We start from the raw sequence: 15746 nt of genomic DNA, 5'->3' as shown, positions 1-15746 counted from the left end.
ATGAAGAAAAAAACAGGTCTTTTATTATCATTAACGTTAGCAGCAAGTACAGTGTTAGGTGCATGTGGTAACTCGGATAAAGCGGATAGTGACAAAAAAGGGGATAAAGAGTTTAAGGTTGGTATGGTTACAGATGTTGGGGGCGTTGATGACAAATCATTTAACCAATCAGCTTGGGAAGGTTTAACAAAATTCGGTAAAGACAACGATTTAAAGAAAAATGAAGGATATCGTTACCTTCAATCAAGTAAAGATGCTGATTACATTCCAAATTTAACGAAATTTGCGAAAGATCATTATAACACAACATTTGGTATTGGATACTTAATGGAAAAATCAATTGAAAAGGTGGCTGAACAGTATCCAAAAGAGCAATTTGCGATTGTAGATACTGTTGTAAAGAAGCCGAACGTAACAAGTATTACATTTAAAGACCATGAAGGTTCATTCCTAGTTGGAGCTGTAGCAGCGATGACAACAAAATCAAATAAAGTTGGTTTTGTTGGTGGTGTGAAGAGTCCGTTAATTACAAAATTCGAATCAGGTTTTAAAGCTGGTGCAAAAGCAGTAAATCCAAATATCGAAATTGTATCACAATATGCTGATGCATTTGATAAGCCAGAAAAAGGATCTGTATTAGCTTCAGCAATGTACGGTCAAGGCGTTGACGTAATTTACCATGCTTCAGGTGCAACTGGTAACGGTGTATTCACAGAAGCGAAAAACCGTAAGAAAAAAGGTGAAAATGTTTGGGTAATCGGTGTTGACCGTGACCAAAATCAAGAAGGCATGCCTGAAAACGTAACTTTAACTTCAATGGTAAAACGTGTTGATGTTGCAGTAGCAAAAGTAGCGCAAGAAGCGAAAGATGGTAAGTTAAAAGGCGGTAAAGTAGAAGAGTTCGGCTTAAAAGATGATGGCGTTGGTATTGCGAAAACAACTGATAATGTGAAAAAAGTAAACCCAGAAATTTTAACAAAAATAGAAGAGTTTGAGAAGAAAATCACTGCTGGTGAAATTAAAGTACCTGCGACTGATGATGAATATAAAGCATACGAAGCTGCTCTAAAGAAATAATGATAGAGCAATAGCAAAGGTTAGTTCTTAGAACTAACCTTTGTATATATAAAAATACTTTTAATAGAGTGTAATTGGGGAGTGTTCCCTGCTAGAAGGAGGAACAAAATGGAATACGTAATTGAGATGAACAATATTACAAAAGTATTCCCAGGTATTGTAGCGAATGACGATATTACGCTGCAAGTAAAACAGGGAGAGATACACGCTTTACTTGGAGAAAATGGTGCAGGGAAATCAACGTTGATGAATGTACTGTTCGGTTTGTATCAACCAGAACAGGGCGAAATTAAAATTAAAGGAACCCCTGTAAAAATTACAAATCCGAATATAGCAAATGACCTTGGAATTGGGATGGTCCATCAGCACTTTATGCTTGTTCATAATTTTACAGTTACAGAGAATATCATTCTTGGAAATGAGCCGAAGAGAAAAGGGAAAATAGCTGTTGAAGAGGCTGCAAAAGAAATTAAACAATTATCTGAACAGTACGGTTTAGCTGTTGATCCAAATGCAAAGATTGAAGATATTTCGGTTGGGATGCAGCAAAGGGTTGAAATATTAAAGACGCTTTATCGTGGTGCGGAGATTTTAATATTCGATGAACCGACTGCAGTGTTAACTCCTCAAGAAATTCATGAGTTGATTCAAATTATGAAAAAGCTTGTGCAAGAAGGAAAATCTATCATTCTTATTACACATAAATTAAAAGAAATTATGGAAGTTTGCGATCGTTGCACAATTATTCGTAAAGGTAAAGGAATTGGTACAGTTGACGTTGCGAAAATGGATGAACATAAACTTGCAGAATTAATGGTCGGACGTCAAGTGAATTTTAAAACAGAAAAAATAGGGGCCAAACCGAAAGAGGAGGTTCTGTCTGTTGCGAATCTTGTCGTTCATGATGCACGCCAATTACCTGCTGTAAAAGGCCTTGACTTAACTGTTCGTGCAGGAGAAATCGTTGGTATTGCAGGGATTGATGGAAATGGTCAAAGTGAATTAATAGAGGCGATTACTGGTTTACGAAAAGTTGAGTCAGGTTCTATTGCAATTAAAGGAAAAGAAATAACGAATTGGCCTGTTCGAAGAATTACAGAGGAAGGAATTGGTCATATTCCAGAAGACCGTCATAAACACGGGCTAGTTCTTGATTTTTCTGTTAAAGACAATATAGTTTTGCAAACATACTATAAAAATCCATTTTCAAAGAAGGGGATTTTAAACTTTAGCAAAATCACAGAGAAAGCAAAGGCGCTTATTGAACAGTTTGATGTACGTACGCCTAGCGAACAAACATTAGCGCGTGCTCTATCAGGTGGAAATCAGCAGAAAGCTATCATTGCACGTGAAGTAGATCGTAATCCAGATTTATTAATTGCAGCACAACCAACACGTGGTTTAGATGTAGGTGCGATTGAATTTATTCATAAAAAATTAATCGAGCAGAGAGATAATGGGAAAGCAGTATTACTTCTATCGCTAGAACTGGATGAAATTTTAAATGTAAGTGATCGAGTTGCTGTTATATATGAAGGTAAAATTGTAGCAATTGTCGATGCGAAAGAAACAAATGAACAACAGCTTGGTTTGTTGATGGCTGGCGGAACGGAGAAAGAGAAGGTGAATACAAATGGCTAAAAAATTTTTAACGGAGCGAACAATTAACATTTTAGTTCCTGTATTATCCGTTATTTTTGGTTTACTTGTTGGTGCCATTGTAATGTTAGTTAGTGGATATGATCCAATTGTTGGGTATGCAGCGCTTTGGGAAGGAATGGTTGGAAATCCGCAGGCTATCGGTGAGACGCTACGTACGATGATTCCACTCGTGTTAGCTGGTCTGTCTGTTGCATTTGCGTTTCGTACAGGTCTCTTTAACATTGGGGTAGAAGGACAATTATTAGTTGGATGGCTTGCCGCTGTCTGGTTTGGATATGCAGTATCGTTACCAGTATTTTTGCATATTCCGTTATCTATTTTAGTAGCCGCGATTGCCGGTGGTTTATGGGGATTTATACCTGGATATTTAAAAGGAAAGCTTAAAGTAAATGAAGTAATTGTCACAATTATGATGAACTACATTGCACTTTATGTCACGTATGATCTTATTAAACGTTTTATACATGAAGGTAATGAGAAATCTTATGATGTACAAGCGAGTGCTTCATTAGCTTCTGATTGGCTATCTTCATTGACAGATGGATCTCGTTTGCACTGGGGAATTGTTGTAGCTATTTTAATTGCTATTGTAATGTGGTTCGTATTAGATAGAACTACGTTAGGATATGAGTTGAAATCGGTTGGTTTTAACCAAAATGCATCGCAATATGCAGGGATGAAAGTCTCTCGTAATGTTGTATTATCAATGACAATTGCTGGCGCTTTTGCTGGAATTGGTGGGGCAATGGAAGGTCTAGGAACATTCCAAAGTATGACGGCAATGACATCGTTTACTGGTATTGGATTCGATGGGATTGCGGTAGCTCTTCTTGGAGGAAATAATCCGTTTGGTATATTATTATCGGCTTTACTGTTCGGTGGTTTGAAAAGTGCAGCCCCGCAAATGAATTTTGAAGCAGATGTACCTTCTGAGTTAATTAATGTTATTATCGCATGTATTATTTTCTTTGTTGCTTGCAGTTATGTTTTACGCTGGGCACTTACACGCATGAGCAAGGAGGGGAAATAAATGAGCTTTATAGATATTTTAGCCATTCTTGTGACTGGTACTTTATATACGGCAGCGCCACTTATTTTTACGGCGTTAGGTGGAGTGTTCAGTGAACGTTCTGGGGTTGTAAATATAGCCTTAGAAGGTTTAATGTTATTTGGTGCATTTACTGGTATCGTTACAACGTTATTAATGGGTGATACGTGGGGAGCAATGACTCCTTGGATTGCACTATTATTTGCAGCTATTGGTAGTGGGTTATTTGCACTTCTTCACGCAGTAGCGTCCATTACATTCCGCGCGGATCAAGTAGTAAGCGGGGTAGCGATTAACTTTTTGGCTCTCGGTTTAACAGTATTTGCGATTAAGAAAATCTTTGGTAAAGGACAGACTGATTTTATTCAATACCGAATTGAAAAAATCGATGTTCCAGGACTTTCGGATATTCCGGTAATCGGGAAAATCTTTTTCTCAAATGTACCGTTAACGTCGTATATTGCCATTATTTTAGCATTTGTTGTTTGGTACATTATTTATAAAACACCGTTCGGTCTTCGTCTTCGTGCTGTTGGTGAACATCCAATGGCAGCAGATACGATGGGGATTAATGTATATAAAATGCGTTATATTGCAGTTTGTATATCTGGAATGTTTGCAGGAGTGGGTGGTGCGGTCTTCGCAATGTCGATTTCTGGTAACTTCTCAGGTGCTACAATTACTGGACAAGGTTTCTTAGCACTAGCAGCTATGATCTTTGGTAAATGGAATCCACTTGGTGCTCTTGGAGCAGCGCTGTTCTTCGGATTTGCTCAATCACTTGGGATAACAGGTGGTACAATTCCTATATTAAAAGAAATTCCAAGTGTATTCTTAACGATATTACCGTATGTATTTACAATATTAGCACTCGTTGGTTTTGTAGGCCGATCTGAAGCTCCGAAAGCATTAGGAACGCCTTATGAAAAAGGAAAACGATGAGTATTTAGAAAGTATAAAAAAAGCTCGCACATTAGTGCGGGCTTTTTTACATAGAATATATTTAATACGGAATTTTACTATGTTCCTTACATATTAAAGTTTTTAGAAAGACTCAAATGTAAGCATAATAAGGAAGAAAATTTGATTTTTTATTTCTAAAAACTGTATATTGAAGAGGAATATTCCTACATACGTAAAGGAGGGCTATTAATGAAACTAATGGAACAGCAACTGCATGAATTAGGTGGCTTGCGAGTACATATTATTCCGACTGATAAATTTAAAACAAATACCTTTGTATTTCGTTTTAAAGCACCTTTAAATGAGGAGACGGTGACAGAGCGTGCCCTATTGCCGTACGTATTGCAAAGTGCGACAGAAAAACTGCCTTCTGTAATTCGTCTTCGTCAATATTTAGAAGAATTATATGGATCTTCTTTAGCGGTAGATGTAAGTAAAAAAGGAGAAGACCATATCATCTCTATTTATGTAGACATTGCAAATGAAACATATTTACGCGATGCACCACCGTTATTTGAAAAAGCGCTTTCTATGTTATCTGATATTGTTTTACATCCAGCAACAGAAGGGGACGGTTTTCTATCTTCTATTGTAGAAAGTGAGAAACGAGCACTCTTGCAACGAATTGAAGCTACTTATGATGATAAAATGCGTTATGCAAACGAGCGTTTAATTGCAGAAATGTGCAAAGTAGAACCATATCGCTTAAGTGCAAATGGAAAAAAAGAAAGTGTTGCTTCTATTACAAATGAAAGTTTGTATCAATATTATCAAAAAGTGTTAGCTGAAGATGAAATGGATTTATATATCATTGGTGATATTTCAGAAGATGCTGTGGGGCTTGTAAATAAGTATTTTTCGATTTCACCTCGCGCTATGAAAGAGAGAAATGTACTTCTTCATAAACGAAATAATGAAGAAAAAGAAATTGTTGAAAAACAAGAACTAAAGCAAAGTAAATTAAATATCGGCTATCGCACATTCATTACGTATAAAGATGAAGATTATTTTGCATTACAATTGTTTAACGGATTATTTGGAGGGTTTTCTCATTCGAAGTTATTCGTAAATGTCCGTGAAAAAAATAGTTTAGCGTACTATGCAGCATCGAGATTTGAAAGTCATAAAGGTTTGCTCTTCGTTATGTCTGGAATTGAAGCGAAGAACTTTGAAAAAGCTGTTGAAATTATTAAAGAACAGATGAAAGCAATGCAAAGCGGTGATTTTTCAGAGGAAGAGATTCAGCAAACGAAAAGTGTAATTCAAAATCAAATCTTAGAGGCAATTGATACACCACGTGGTTTTGTTGAAATGCTTTATCACGGGGTGATTTCAGAGCGTACGCGTCCAGTTGAAGAATGGCTAACGGGCATAGAAAGCGTGACGAAAGAAGAGATTGTGAAAGTTGCTAATAATATTGAACTAGATACAATTTACTTTTTACATGGAACGGAGGGAGAATAAATGGAGAAAATTGTGTATGAGCAATTAAAAGAGACGCTATATTATGAAAAACTTCCGAATGGATTAGACGTATATATCTTACCGAAACAAGGCTTCAACAAAACATTTGCAACATTTACGACGAAGTACGGTTCTGTTGATAATACATTTGTACCGCTTGGAAAAGAAGACATGACTCGTGTACCAGATGGAATTGCTCATTTCCTTGAGCATAAATTGTTTGAAAAAGAGGACCATGACGCGTTTCAATTGTTTAGTAAACAAGGTGCTTCAGCGAACGCTTTTACATCTTTTACAAGAACCGCTTATCTCTTTTCCTGTACATCAAATGTAGAAAGAAATTTAAATACGTTGTTAGACTTTGTACAAGAACCGTATTTCTCTGAAAAAACGGTTGAAAAAGAAAAAGGTATTATCGGTCAAGAAATTCAAATGTACCAAGATAACCCAGACTGGCGTTTATACTTTGGGTTAATCGATAGTTTGTTTGTGAAACATCCAATTAAAATTGATATTGCAGGGACAATTGAGTCCATTAGTAAAATTACAAAAGACCTACTGTATGAATGTTATGAGACTTTTTACCATCCGAGCAACATGTTATTATTTGTTGTTGGAGCGATTGATCCTGAAAAAACAATGGATTTAGTTCGTGAAAATCAAGCGAAAAAAGATTACGAAAATCAACCAGAAATCGTTCGCTCTTTTGAAGAGGAACCAGAAGAAGTAAATGAAAAGAAAAAGATTATTTCAATGCCTGTTCAAACTCCAAAATGTTTAGTTGGTATTAAGGCAACGAATTTAAAAGAAAAAGGGCAAGCTCTGTTAAAACAAGAAATTGCACTTACATTACTTTTAGATTATTTATTTGGAAAAGGGTCAGTTCATTACGAATCTTTATATAATGAAGGTCTTATTGATGATTCGTTCTCGTATGACTATACAGAAGAAAATAACTTCGGTTTTGCAATGGTTGGTGGAGATACGAAGCACCCTGATGAATTGGCAGAGCGATTAAAAGGTATTTTACTACAAACGAATTATGATCAGTTAGATGAGACTGCGCTGGAACGGGTGAAGAAAAAGAAAATTGGCGGATTTTTACGATCGTTGAATTCACCTGAATATATTGCAAATCAGTTTACACGATATGCGTTTAATGAATCTAGTTTATTTGATGCTCTTACAGTGTTAGAAGGATTAACTGTTCAAGACCTACAACAAGCAGCAAAAACATTATTAATTGAAGAGAAAATGAGTGTCTGCCAAGTGTTACAAAAAAAATGAAGTAATATGTGAATAAAAAACGCAGTATCTATATCCCTCATCTAACGTTTGGTTATTGCCAAATGGTAAGATGAGGGTATTATTTATTTATACATAAAAAGATAAGAGAGGGAATTTATGAAAAAGTATGCATTAGTAACTGGAGGAAGCGGAGGGATTGGCTCTGCTATTTCGAAGCAGTTAATCGAGGATGGTTATACAGTCTATATTCATTACAATAAAAGCAAAGAGAAGATAAGGGGGTTACAAAAGGAGTTTGATGCAGTGATTCCTGTGCAAGCAAATTTAGCTTCTATCGATGGAGCAGAGAAATTGTGGGGACAAATCGAACATCCTATTGATGTTATTGTATACGCAGCTGGAAAGAGTATATTTGGATTAGTAACAGATGTTACGAATGAAGAATTAGATTATATGGTGGAGCTTCAAGTGAAGAGTGTATATAGACTTTTATCGATGGCGCTTCCACCGATGATCGGGCGGAGAAGTGGTAATGTTGTTGTTATTTCATCCATTTGGGGGCAAATAGGAGCGTCTTGTGAGGTGCTGTACTCAATGGTGAAAGGTGCACAAAATTCATATGTGAAGGCTTTAGCGAAAGAAGTTTCTCTAAGTGGATTGCGCGTTAATGCGGTAGCGCCAGGTGCGATCGAAACAGAAATGTTAAATGTATTTTCAGAAGATGATAAAAATGAAATTGCTGAAGATATTCCATTAGGTAGAATAGGACTACCCGAAGAGGTAGCAAAAACAGTATCATTCCTCGTTTCGCCAGGAGCTTCTTATATTACGGGGCAAATTATCGGAGTGAATGGCGGTTGGCATTGCTAAAAAATTCTTACATAAAAAACAAGAAATTGTACAAATTAAGCATGATTCTATTACTAAAATAGTGAGGTGCTTAAACATGTCAGTGTTAGATAATTTTGATCAGTGGAAGAGCTTTTTAGGAGAACGTTTAGAACAAGCGGGGGGAAAAGGGCTTGATGGTGGTGCCGTATCAGATATGGCATTTCGTGTTGGTGATTATTTAGCAAATGAAGTAGAAGCGCGCAACGATCAAGAAAAATTATTGTCTGAGCTTTGGAAAGTTGCTGATGAACAAGAGCAACATACAATTGCAAATTTAATGGTGAAGTTTGTACAACATAAGTAAAAGTAGAGAGGAGCTTCTCCTCTCTACTTTTTTTGTATAGTAATTAGGAGGAATAGATTATACATTTAGCTTCCCTATTAAGGTGAAATCATATAATATAGTACGTAGGTGTAAAGTAAGCGTAGGGGAGTGATCTTGGATGATTGAATGGTATTTTGAATATGAAATACATAAAAACCGACCTGGCTTACTTGGTGACGTTTCTTCGTTAATCGGTATGCTTGGCATCAATATTGTCACAATTAATGGTGTAGATAATGCACGACGTGGACTTTTGCTTATGTGTGATAATCAAGAACAAATCTCTAGACTTGAATCAATTTTAAATACGATGGATAATATAACGGTAACGAAATATCGTCCGCCAAAGCTTAGAGATAAGCTAGCAGTTAGACATGGTAGGTACATACAACGAGATGCAGATGATAAGAAAACATTTCGATTTGTGCGTGATGAATTAGGATTGCTTGTAGACTTTATGGCGGAGATAATGAAAAAAGAAGGTCATAAATTAATTGGGATACGAGGAATGCCTCGTGTCGGAAAAACAGAATCTATTGTTGCCGCAAGTGTTTGTGCAAATAAGAGATGGTTATTCGTATCATCTACTCTCATTAAGCAAACTGTTCGTAGCCAATTGATTGAAGATGAGTATAGCGACGATAATATTTTCATACTAGATGGAATTGTGTCGACAAAGCGTGCAAATGAAAGACACTGGCAGCTCGTTCGTGAAATCATGAGATTGCCTGCAACGAAAGTTGTGGAACATCCGGATGTGTTTGTGAGTCAGTCAGAATACACATTGGATGATTTTGATTATATTATCGAATTGCGTAACGATTATGATGAAGAAATTCAATATAATTTAGTAGATGAAATTGAGCAAGGTACGCAAAACAATTTCTCTATGTTCGACTTTTAAAGAAATATTGAGGTGTTAGTAGTGACGGAATTAGGACAAAAGCTGACAGAAGCAAGAGAAGCGAAAGGCTTATCTATTGATCAGCTGCATGAGATTACAAAAATTCAAAAACGCCATTTAGTAGCGATTGAAGAAGGCAATTATGATGTGTTGCCAGGAGCTTTTTATGCGCGTGCATTCATTAAACAATATGCAGATGCTGTTGGATTAAATGGAGAGGAACTGCTTGTGGAATATCAGAGTACGATACCACAGTCTGAAAAACGTGAAGTTCCACAAGTATCAACTGGACAAAAAACACAAGAAACAATGCAAAAATCTTCATCATGGCCAATTGCGGATCATATGCCCAAAATTTTGATTGCGTTGTTAGTAATCGCATTTGGAGTGGTAGTCTGGTTTGTTATTCAAGCGTTAACTGGAAAAGATGATAGGCAAGTTCCAAATGCTCAAAGTGAGAAAATTGAGGTTCAAAAAGCAAAAAATTCTCCGTTAGATACGAAGAAAGATGAAGCGAAAGCGGAAGAACCAAAAAAAGAAGAACCAAAGAAAGAAGAACCAAAGAAAGAAGAGCAACCAGCGCAACCAACTGGACAACAAGAAGTGAAGGTAGTTGGAACGAGTGGTAAGGTATCTACTTTGGAAATTCATAATAATAAAACATTAGAACTGGAAATTTCAGCGAAGGGTGCAAGCTATGTAGATGTTAAAGATGATGCGGGTAACGAAATTCTAAACACTACAGTACAAAGTGGTCAAACAGAAAAACGTGATTTATCAACAGTAAAAGAAGTGCGGCTTAATATTGGAAGTGCACCGAATGTTGAAATTAAACTGAATGGCCAAGTGGTTACTTTCCCATTAGATCCAGCAAAAGAATATCACCAAAGATTGGTGATAAAAAACCAAGGGATAGGGCAAGCTGCGCAATAACAGTCATCGCTTCGATGACTTTTTTCAATGAACAAATGTTTTTGACATGATGGAGGAATAGCTGTGAATTTACCAAATAAAATTACAATATCTAGAATCTTCTTAATTCCAATTTTTATGGTAATTATGTTAGCGCCCTTTGAGTGGGGCTCATTTATAATTGGTGATGTAGAGTTACCAATTCAACATTTAGTAGGGGCACTTATCTTTATTATTGCTTCGGCTACAGATTGGATTGATGGACATTATGCAAGAAAGTATAATCTTGTAACGAATTTAGGGAAATTCCTTGACCCGTTAGCAGATAAATTACTTGTTTCGGCAGCACTTATCACATTGGTAGAAATGCAATATGTACCTGCTTGGATCGTTATTGTAATTATAAGCCGTGAGTTTGCAGTAACAGGTTTACGCCTTGTACTTGCTGGGACAGGAGAAGTAGTTGCAGCAAATCAGCTAGGGAAAATTAAGACATGGACACAAATTATTGCGATTGCAGCATACTTATTACATGATGTACCGTTAAATCTACTTCATATTCCAGTTGCAGATATTTTCATATGGATTGCATTATTCTTTACCGTTATTTCAGGATGGGATTATTTCTGGAAAAATAAAGATGCTTTTGTAAACTCAAAATAGAAGTTTATGGGGGAATTGGGATGAATGCTGAAATTATTGCGGTTGGAACGGAATTATTACTTGGACAAATTGCAAATACAAATGCCCAGTTTTTATCTGAAAAGTTAGCTTCAATCGGAATTAACGTGTACTACCATACTGTTGTTGGGGATAATAACAAGCGATTACAGAAGGCAATTGAATTGGCTGAAGAACGAGCTGATATGCTCATTTTTACAGGTGGATTAGGACCGACAAAAGATGATTTAACGAAAGAAACAATAGCGTCTAGTTTAGATGAAGAGCTTGTGTATGATGAAAAGGCATTAACATCGATAAGCGATTATTTTAAGCGTACAGGCCGTGAATTTACGGAGAATAATAAAAAGCAGGCGCTCGTTTTAAATGGATCGACTGTATTTGCGAATGATCACGGTATGGCGCCTGGTATGGGATTAAATACGAACGGAAAAGTTTATATTTTATTACCAGGACCACCAAAAGAAATGAAGCCGATGTATATAAGTTACGTAGAGCCTTTTTTATGTAAGTTTACAACGGGGGAAAATATTTATTCTCGTGTTCTTCGTTTTTTTGGTATTGGGGAATCTCAATTAGAGGTGAAAGTTCAAGATTTAATTGATGGACAAACGAACCCAACCATTGCACCACTTGCAAATGATGGCGAAGTGACATTACGTTTAACTGCCAAACATCATGATGCTGATGAGGCGGAGAAACTGATTCAGCATGTGGAAGATTTGATTTTAGAAAGAGTAGGAGAATTTTTCTACGGATATGACCAAGATTTCCTTCATTACAAGGCAATAAGGCTATTGAAGGAAAAAGGGTTAACTTTAGCGTGTGCAGAAAGTTTAACAGGTGGTCTTTTTGGAAATCAAGTAACAGAAAATGCTGGTGTTTCATCTGTATTTAAAGGCGGTGTCATTTGTTATCAAAATGATGTGAAGCAACAAATTTTACATGTACCTGAAGAAGTGTTACGTACTGATGGCGCGGTTAGTAAACAGTGTGCTCGCTATCTTGCTGAAAATGTAAAGGAACTGTTAAAAGCAGATATCGGAATTAGTTTCACTGGGGTGGCAGGACCGGATGCTTCAGAGCATAAAGAACCAGGAACAGTATTTATTGGATTGGTGATTAAAGATGAACCAGCTGTAGTCTTCTCGCTTAATTTAAGTGGAAGTCGTCAACAAATTAGAGAACGCTCTACAAAATATGGATTTTATCATTTATTTAAAAAGCTAGAAGAGATATAAATTTCTTCTAGTTTTTTTTGTTGGAAAACCTAGTTTTATTCGATATAAAATAAAAAAACGAATAAATGTTCGATTTTTGTTGGCAAATTGAATTGAAAATAGGTATAATAAGATTAGCAATTTAGTTAAGGAGGAATTTTGAATGAGCGATCGTCAAGCGGCATTAGATATGGCGTTAAAACAAATAGAGAAGCAATTCGGTAAAGGTTCAATTATGAAATTAGGAGAACAAGCGGAGCGTAGAATTTCTACAATTTCAAGTGGTTCTTTAGCACTTGATGTGGCACTAGGGGTAGGCGGATACCCACGTGGCCGTGTTATTGAAATTTATGGACCTGAAAGTTCAGGTAAAACAACAGTTTCATTACACGCAATCGCGGAAGTACAGCGTCAAGGTGGACAAGCAGCGTTCATTGATGCGGAGCATGCAATGGATCCTGTATATGCACAAAAATTAGGTGTTAACATAGATGAATTACTATTATCACAGCCTGATACAGGGGAGCAAGGACTAGAAATCGCAGAAGCACTTGTACGAAGTGGAGCGGTTGATATTATCGTAATTGACTCTGTGGCAGCTCTTGTACCGAAAGCTGAGATCGAAGGGGACATGGGTGACTCTCACGTTGGTTTACAAGCACGTTTAATGTCACAAGCACTTCGTAAACTTTCAGGTGCAATCAACAAATCAAAAACAATCGCAATCTTTATCAACCAAATTCGTGAAAAAGTTGGGGTTATGTTCGGGAACCCAGAAACAACTCCAGGTGGTCGTGCGTTGAAATTCTATTCAACTGTCCGTCTTGAAGTACGTCGTGCTGAGCAGTTAAAGCAAGGTAACGATATTGTTGGTAATAAAACGAAAGTAAAAGTAGTTAAAAATAAAGTAGCACCGCCATTCCGTGTTGCTGAAGTTGATATTATGTACGGAGAAGGTATTTCAAGAGAAGGTGAAATCTTAGATATGGCTTCTGAACTTGATATCGTTCAAAAGAGCGGTGCTTGGTACTCTTATAATGAAGAACGCTTAGGACAAGGTCGTGAAAATTCGAAGCAATTCTTAAAAGAGAATACGGATTTAAGAGAAGAAATTGCCTTCTTTGTTCGTGAACATCACGGAATTGGTGAAAACTCTGGTGTTGAAGACACGGAAGATTCAACTCGTCAAGATTAAAAAATAAAAGACACGGTCCCGTGTCTTTTATTTTTTAATCCACTATGAAAGCGTTGTATATAGCTGGAGATAAAATATTTATTCTATCCAAAAGGCTATGTGTAAAGGGGAATATTCATATATTTTAAGTGAATGAATTGGGATTTTCTAAGGTTTTCCAGGATAATATGCCGTCTGTTTTTTTAATCCATATAAGATTCAGGGCTGAAGGTAAAGAAAGTAAAAGTAGACAACGCTTGACAATGAAAATTGCGATAGATACAATGAGAATGTATATTTTTTCTTATATACGATATACTCTTCTCAAGAAGAGAAGTAATATTCGGAGTAAGACTTAAATCTTGCCGAAATAATAATATGACATTTTAATTGTGAAATGAAGAAAGTCCCTTAAAAAAGCGGGACGACGGTCTTTGCTGTACGTTGTAATTCAATGTACATGCCGACAGTCTTTTTTCATTCATAGCAAGGGGAGGTGAAATCATGAGTAGTAGTACAGTTTGGATACTCATCTCCATTTTGCTTGCAACAGTCGGTGCAGTTGTTGGCTTTTTTGTTCGAAAGTCTATTGCTGAAGCGAAGATTAATGGTGCAGCTAATGAAGCAAAACGTATTCTAGACGAAGCGAATCGTGATGCTGAAGCACTTAAGAAAGAAGCGCTTTTAGAAGCAAAGGATGAAATTCATACACTTCGTACAGAAGCTGAATTAGAAATTCGTGACCGTAGAAGCGAATTACAAAAACAAGAAAATCGTTTAATGCAAAAAGAAGAGAACCTTGATCGTAAAGACGAAACGCTCGATAACCGCGAGCGACAGTTAGAAAAGAAAGAGGAATCTCTTGTAGCGAAACAACAACAGATTGAAGAGTTGGAAAGCAAAGTGGGAGAGTTAGTTCAAAAGCAACAAACAGAATTAGAGCGCATTTCCAATCTGACCCGCGAACAAGCGAAAGCAATTATTCTTGGTAAAGTGGAAAGTGAAGTTTCTCATGAAATTGCCGTTATGGTAAAAGAAAGTGAAGTTCGCGCGAAAGAAGAAGCGGATAAGAAGGCAAAAGAGATTTTATCTCTTGCAATGCAAAGATGTGCAGCTGATCATGTTGCTGAAACAACCGTTTCGGTTGTAAATCTTCCAAATGACGAAATGAAGGGACGTATTATCGGACGTGAAGGTCGTAACATTCGTACGTTAGAAACGTTAACAGGTATTGACCTTATTATCGATGATACACCAGAAGCTGTAATTCTATCAGGATTTGACCCGATTCGTCGTGAAACAGCTCGTATCGCTCTTGATAAACTAGTACAGGACGGACGTATTCACCCAGCGCGTATTGAAGAGATGGTCGAAAAATCAAGACGTGAAGTGGACGAGTATATTCGTGAAGTCGGAGAGCAAACAACGTTTGAAGTGGGTGTTCATGGCTTACATCCAGATTTAATTAAAATTTTAGGTCGTTTAAAATACCGTACAAGTTACGGACAAAACGTCTTAAAACACTCTATGGAAGTTGCATACTTAACTGGACTTATGGCAGCGGAGCTTGGTGAGGATGAAAAACTAGCAAGACGTGCTGGTCTATTACATGATATCGGAAAAGCAATCGATCATGAAGTAGAAGGTAGCCACGTTGAAATTGGTGTTGAACTCGCAACGAAATATAAAGAGCATCCTGTTGTAATAAACAGTATCGCATCTCACCATGGTGACACAGAACCAACTTCTATCATTGCAGTTCTAGTTGCTGCAGCAGATGCATTATCAGCTGCAAGACCGGGAGCTCGTAGTGAAACGCTTGAGAATTACATTCGTCGTCTTGAAAAGTTAGAAGAAATTTCAGAGTCTTATGAAGGCGTAGAAAAATCTTTCGCAATTCAAGCAGGACGTGAAGTTCGTATTCTGGTAAAACCAGATACAATTGATGATTTAGAAGCTCATCGTTTAGCTCGTGATATTCGAAAACGTATTGAAAATGAACTGGATTATCCAGGACATATTAAAGTAACTGTTATTCGTGAAACACGTGCAGTGGAATACGCAAAATAAAGTGGTGAAACACCACTTTATTTTTTTGTGTTGGAATTGGGTAAAATAAAGAAAATTATTTATGAGCAGTATGCAAGTGAAAGAAACTTATAATAGATAAATTGTAA

At 36.8% G+C, this 15746-nt stretch carries 14 protein-coding genes; all 14 read left to right on the top strand.

The annotated features are described in order from the left end of the window. The 14 genes from MKX37_RS18475 to rny all read left to right on the top strand — a co-directional run bounded on the left by MKX37_RS18475 (position 1) and on the right by rny (position 15639). The gene (locus tag MKX37_RS18475; protein WP_002128714.1) at positions 1-1077 is read left to right on the top strand and encodes a BMP family lipoprotein; all 1077 of its coding nucleotides are present in this window, start codon (positions 1-3) and stop codon (positions 1075-1077) included. A 108-nt stretch (positions 1078-1185) separates the two neighbouring features. Continuing rightward, entirely contained in the window at positions 1186-2718 is a 1533-nt protein-coding gene (locus MKX37_RS18470) for an ABC transporter ATP-binding protein (protein ID WP_002128712.1), read from the top strand. Continuing rightward, positions 2711-3769: an ABC transporter permease gene (locus MKX37_RS18465; protein ID WP_078421714.1), complete on the top strand. Its 1059-nt coding sequence runs from the start codon at positions 2711-2713 to the stop codon at positions 3767-3769. Before MKX37_RS18470 ends, MKX37_RS18465 begins: the two co-directional genes overlap by 8 nt. After that, positions 3770-4729 (top strand): ABC transporter permease, encoded by a 960-nt coding sequence (locus MKX37_RS18460; RefSeq protein WP_002066758.1) that lies wholly within the window; start codon positions 3770-3772, stop codon positions 4727-4729. A gap of 210 nt (positions 4730-4939) precedes the next feature. Further along, positions 4940-6214 (top strand): EF-P 5-aminopentanol modification-associated protein YfmF, encoded by a 1275-nt coding sequence (yfmF, locus tag MKX37_RS18455; RefSeq protein ID WP_002190489.1) that lies wholly within the window; start codon positions 4940-4942, stop codon positions 6212-6214. Next, complete coding sequence (gene yfmH, locus MKX37_RS18450; RefSeq protein WP_016120680.1) at positions 6215-7501, top strand: EF-P 5-aminopentanol modification-associated protein YfmH; 1287 nt, start codon at positions 6215-6217, stop codon at positions 7499-7501. 117 nt (positions 7502-7618) lie between these two features. Then, a complete protein-coding gene (gene ymfI / locus MKX37_RS18445; RefSeq protein ID WP_078421713.1) occupies positions 7619-8332 on the top strand; it encodes an elongation factor P 5-aminopentanone reductase in 714 nt (237 codons plus the stop codon). A 76-nt stretch (positions 8333-8408) separates the two neighbouring features. Continuing rightward, positions 8409-8657, top strand: coding sequence for a DUF3243 domain-containing protein (locus MKX37_RS18440; protein ID WP_000114449.1), 249 nt, complete (start codon positions 8409-8411; stop codon positions 8655-8657). Between the two features lie 139 nt (positions 8658-8796). Continuing rightward, on the top strand, positions 8797-9582 hold the full coding sequence (locus tag MKX37_RS18435; protein ID WP_000574107.1) for a DUF3388 domain-containing protein: 786 nt from the start codon (positions 8797-8799) through the stop codon (positions 9580-9582). Positions 9583-9603: 21 nt separating this feature from the next. Next, a complete protein-coding gene (locus tag MKX37_RS18430) occupies positions 9604-10515 on the top strand; it encodes a helix-turn-helix domain-containing protein (protein WP_002128706.1) in 912 nt (303 codons plus the stop codon). 63 nt (positions 10516-10578) lie between these two features. Then, positions 10579-11157, top strand: a complete 579-nt coding sequence (gene pgsA / locus MKX37_RS18425) for a CDP-diacylglycerol--glycerol-3-phosphate 3-phosphatidyltransferase (protein ID WP_002014596.1) — start codon at positions 10579-10581, stop codon at positions 11155-11157. A gap of 20 nt (positions 11158-11177) precedes the next feature. Next, positions 11178-12416, top strand: coding sequence for a competence/damage-inducible protein A (locus MKX37_RS18420; RefSeq protein ID WP_002014598.1), 1239 nt, complete (start codon positions 11178-11180; stop codon positions 12414-12416). Positions 12417-12558: 142 nt separating this feature from the next. Then, entirely contained in the window at positions 12559-13590 is a 1032-nt protein-coding gene (recA, locus tag MKX37_RS18415) for a recombinase RecA (RefSeq protein ID WP_002014599.1), read from the top strand. Positions 13591-14073: 483 nt separating this feature from the next. Continuing rightward, positions 14074-15639, top strand: a complete 1566-nt coding sequence (rny, locus tag MKX37_RS18410) for a ribonuclease Y (protein ID WP_002014600.1) — start codon at positions 14074-14076, stop codon at positions 15637-15639. Positions 15640-15746: the final 107 nt, after the last annotated feature.

Source organism: Bacillus sp. FSL R5-0709, from assembly GCF_038004785.1.
In the GTDB taxonomy this organism is placed as follows: Bacteria; Bacillota; Bacilli; order Bacillales; family Bacillaceae_G; genus Bacillus_A; species Bacillus_A mycoides.
This window is presented reverse-complemented; position numbering and strand designations above follow the sequence as displayed.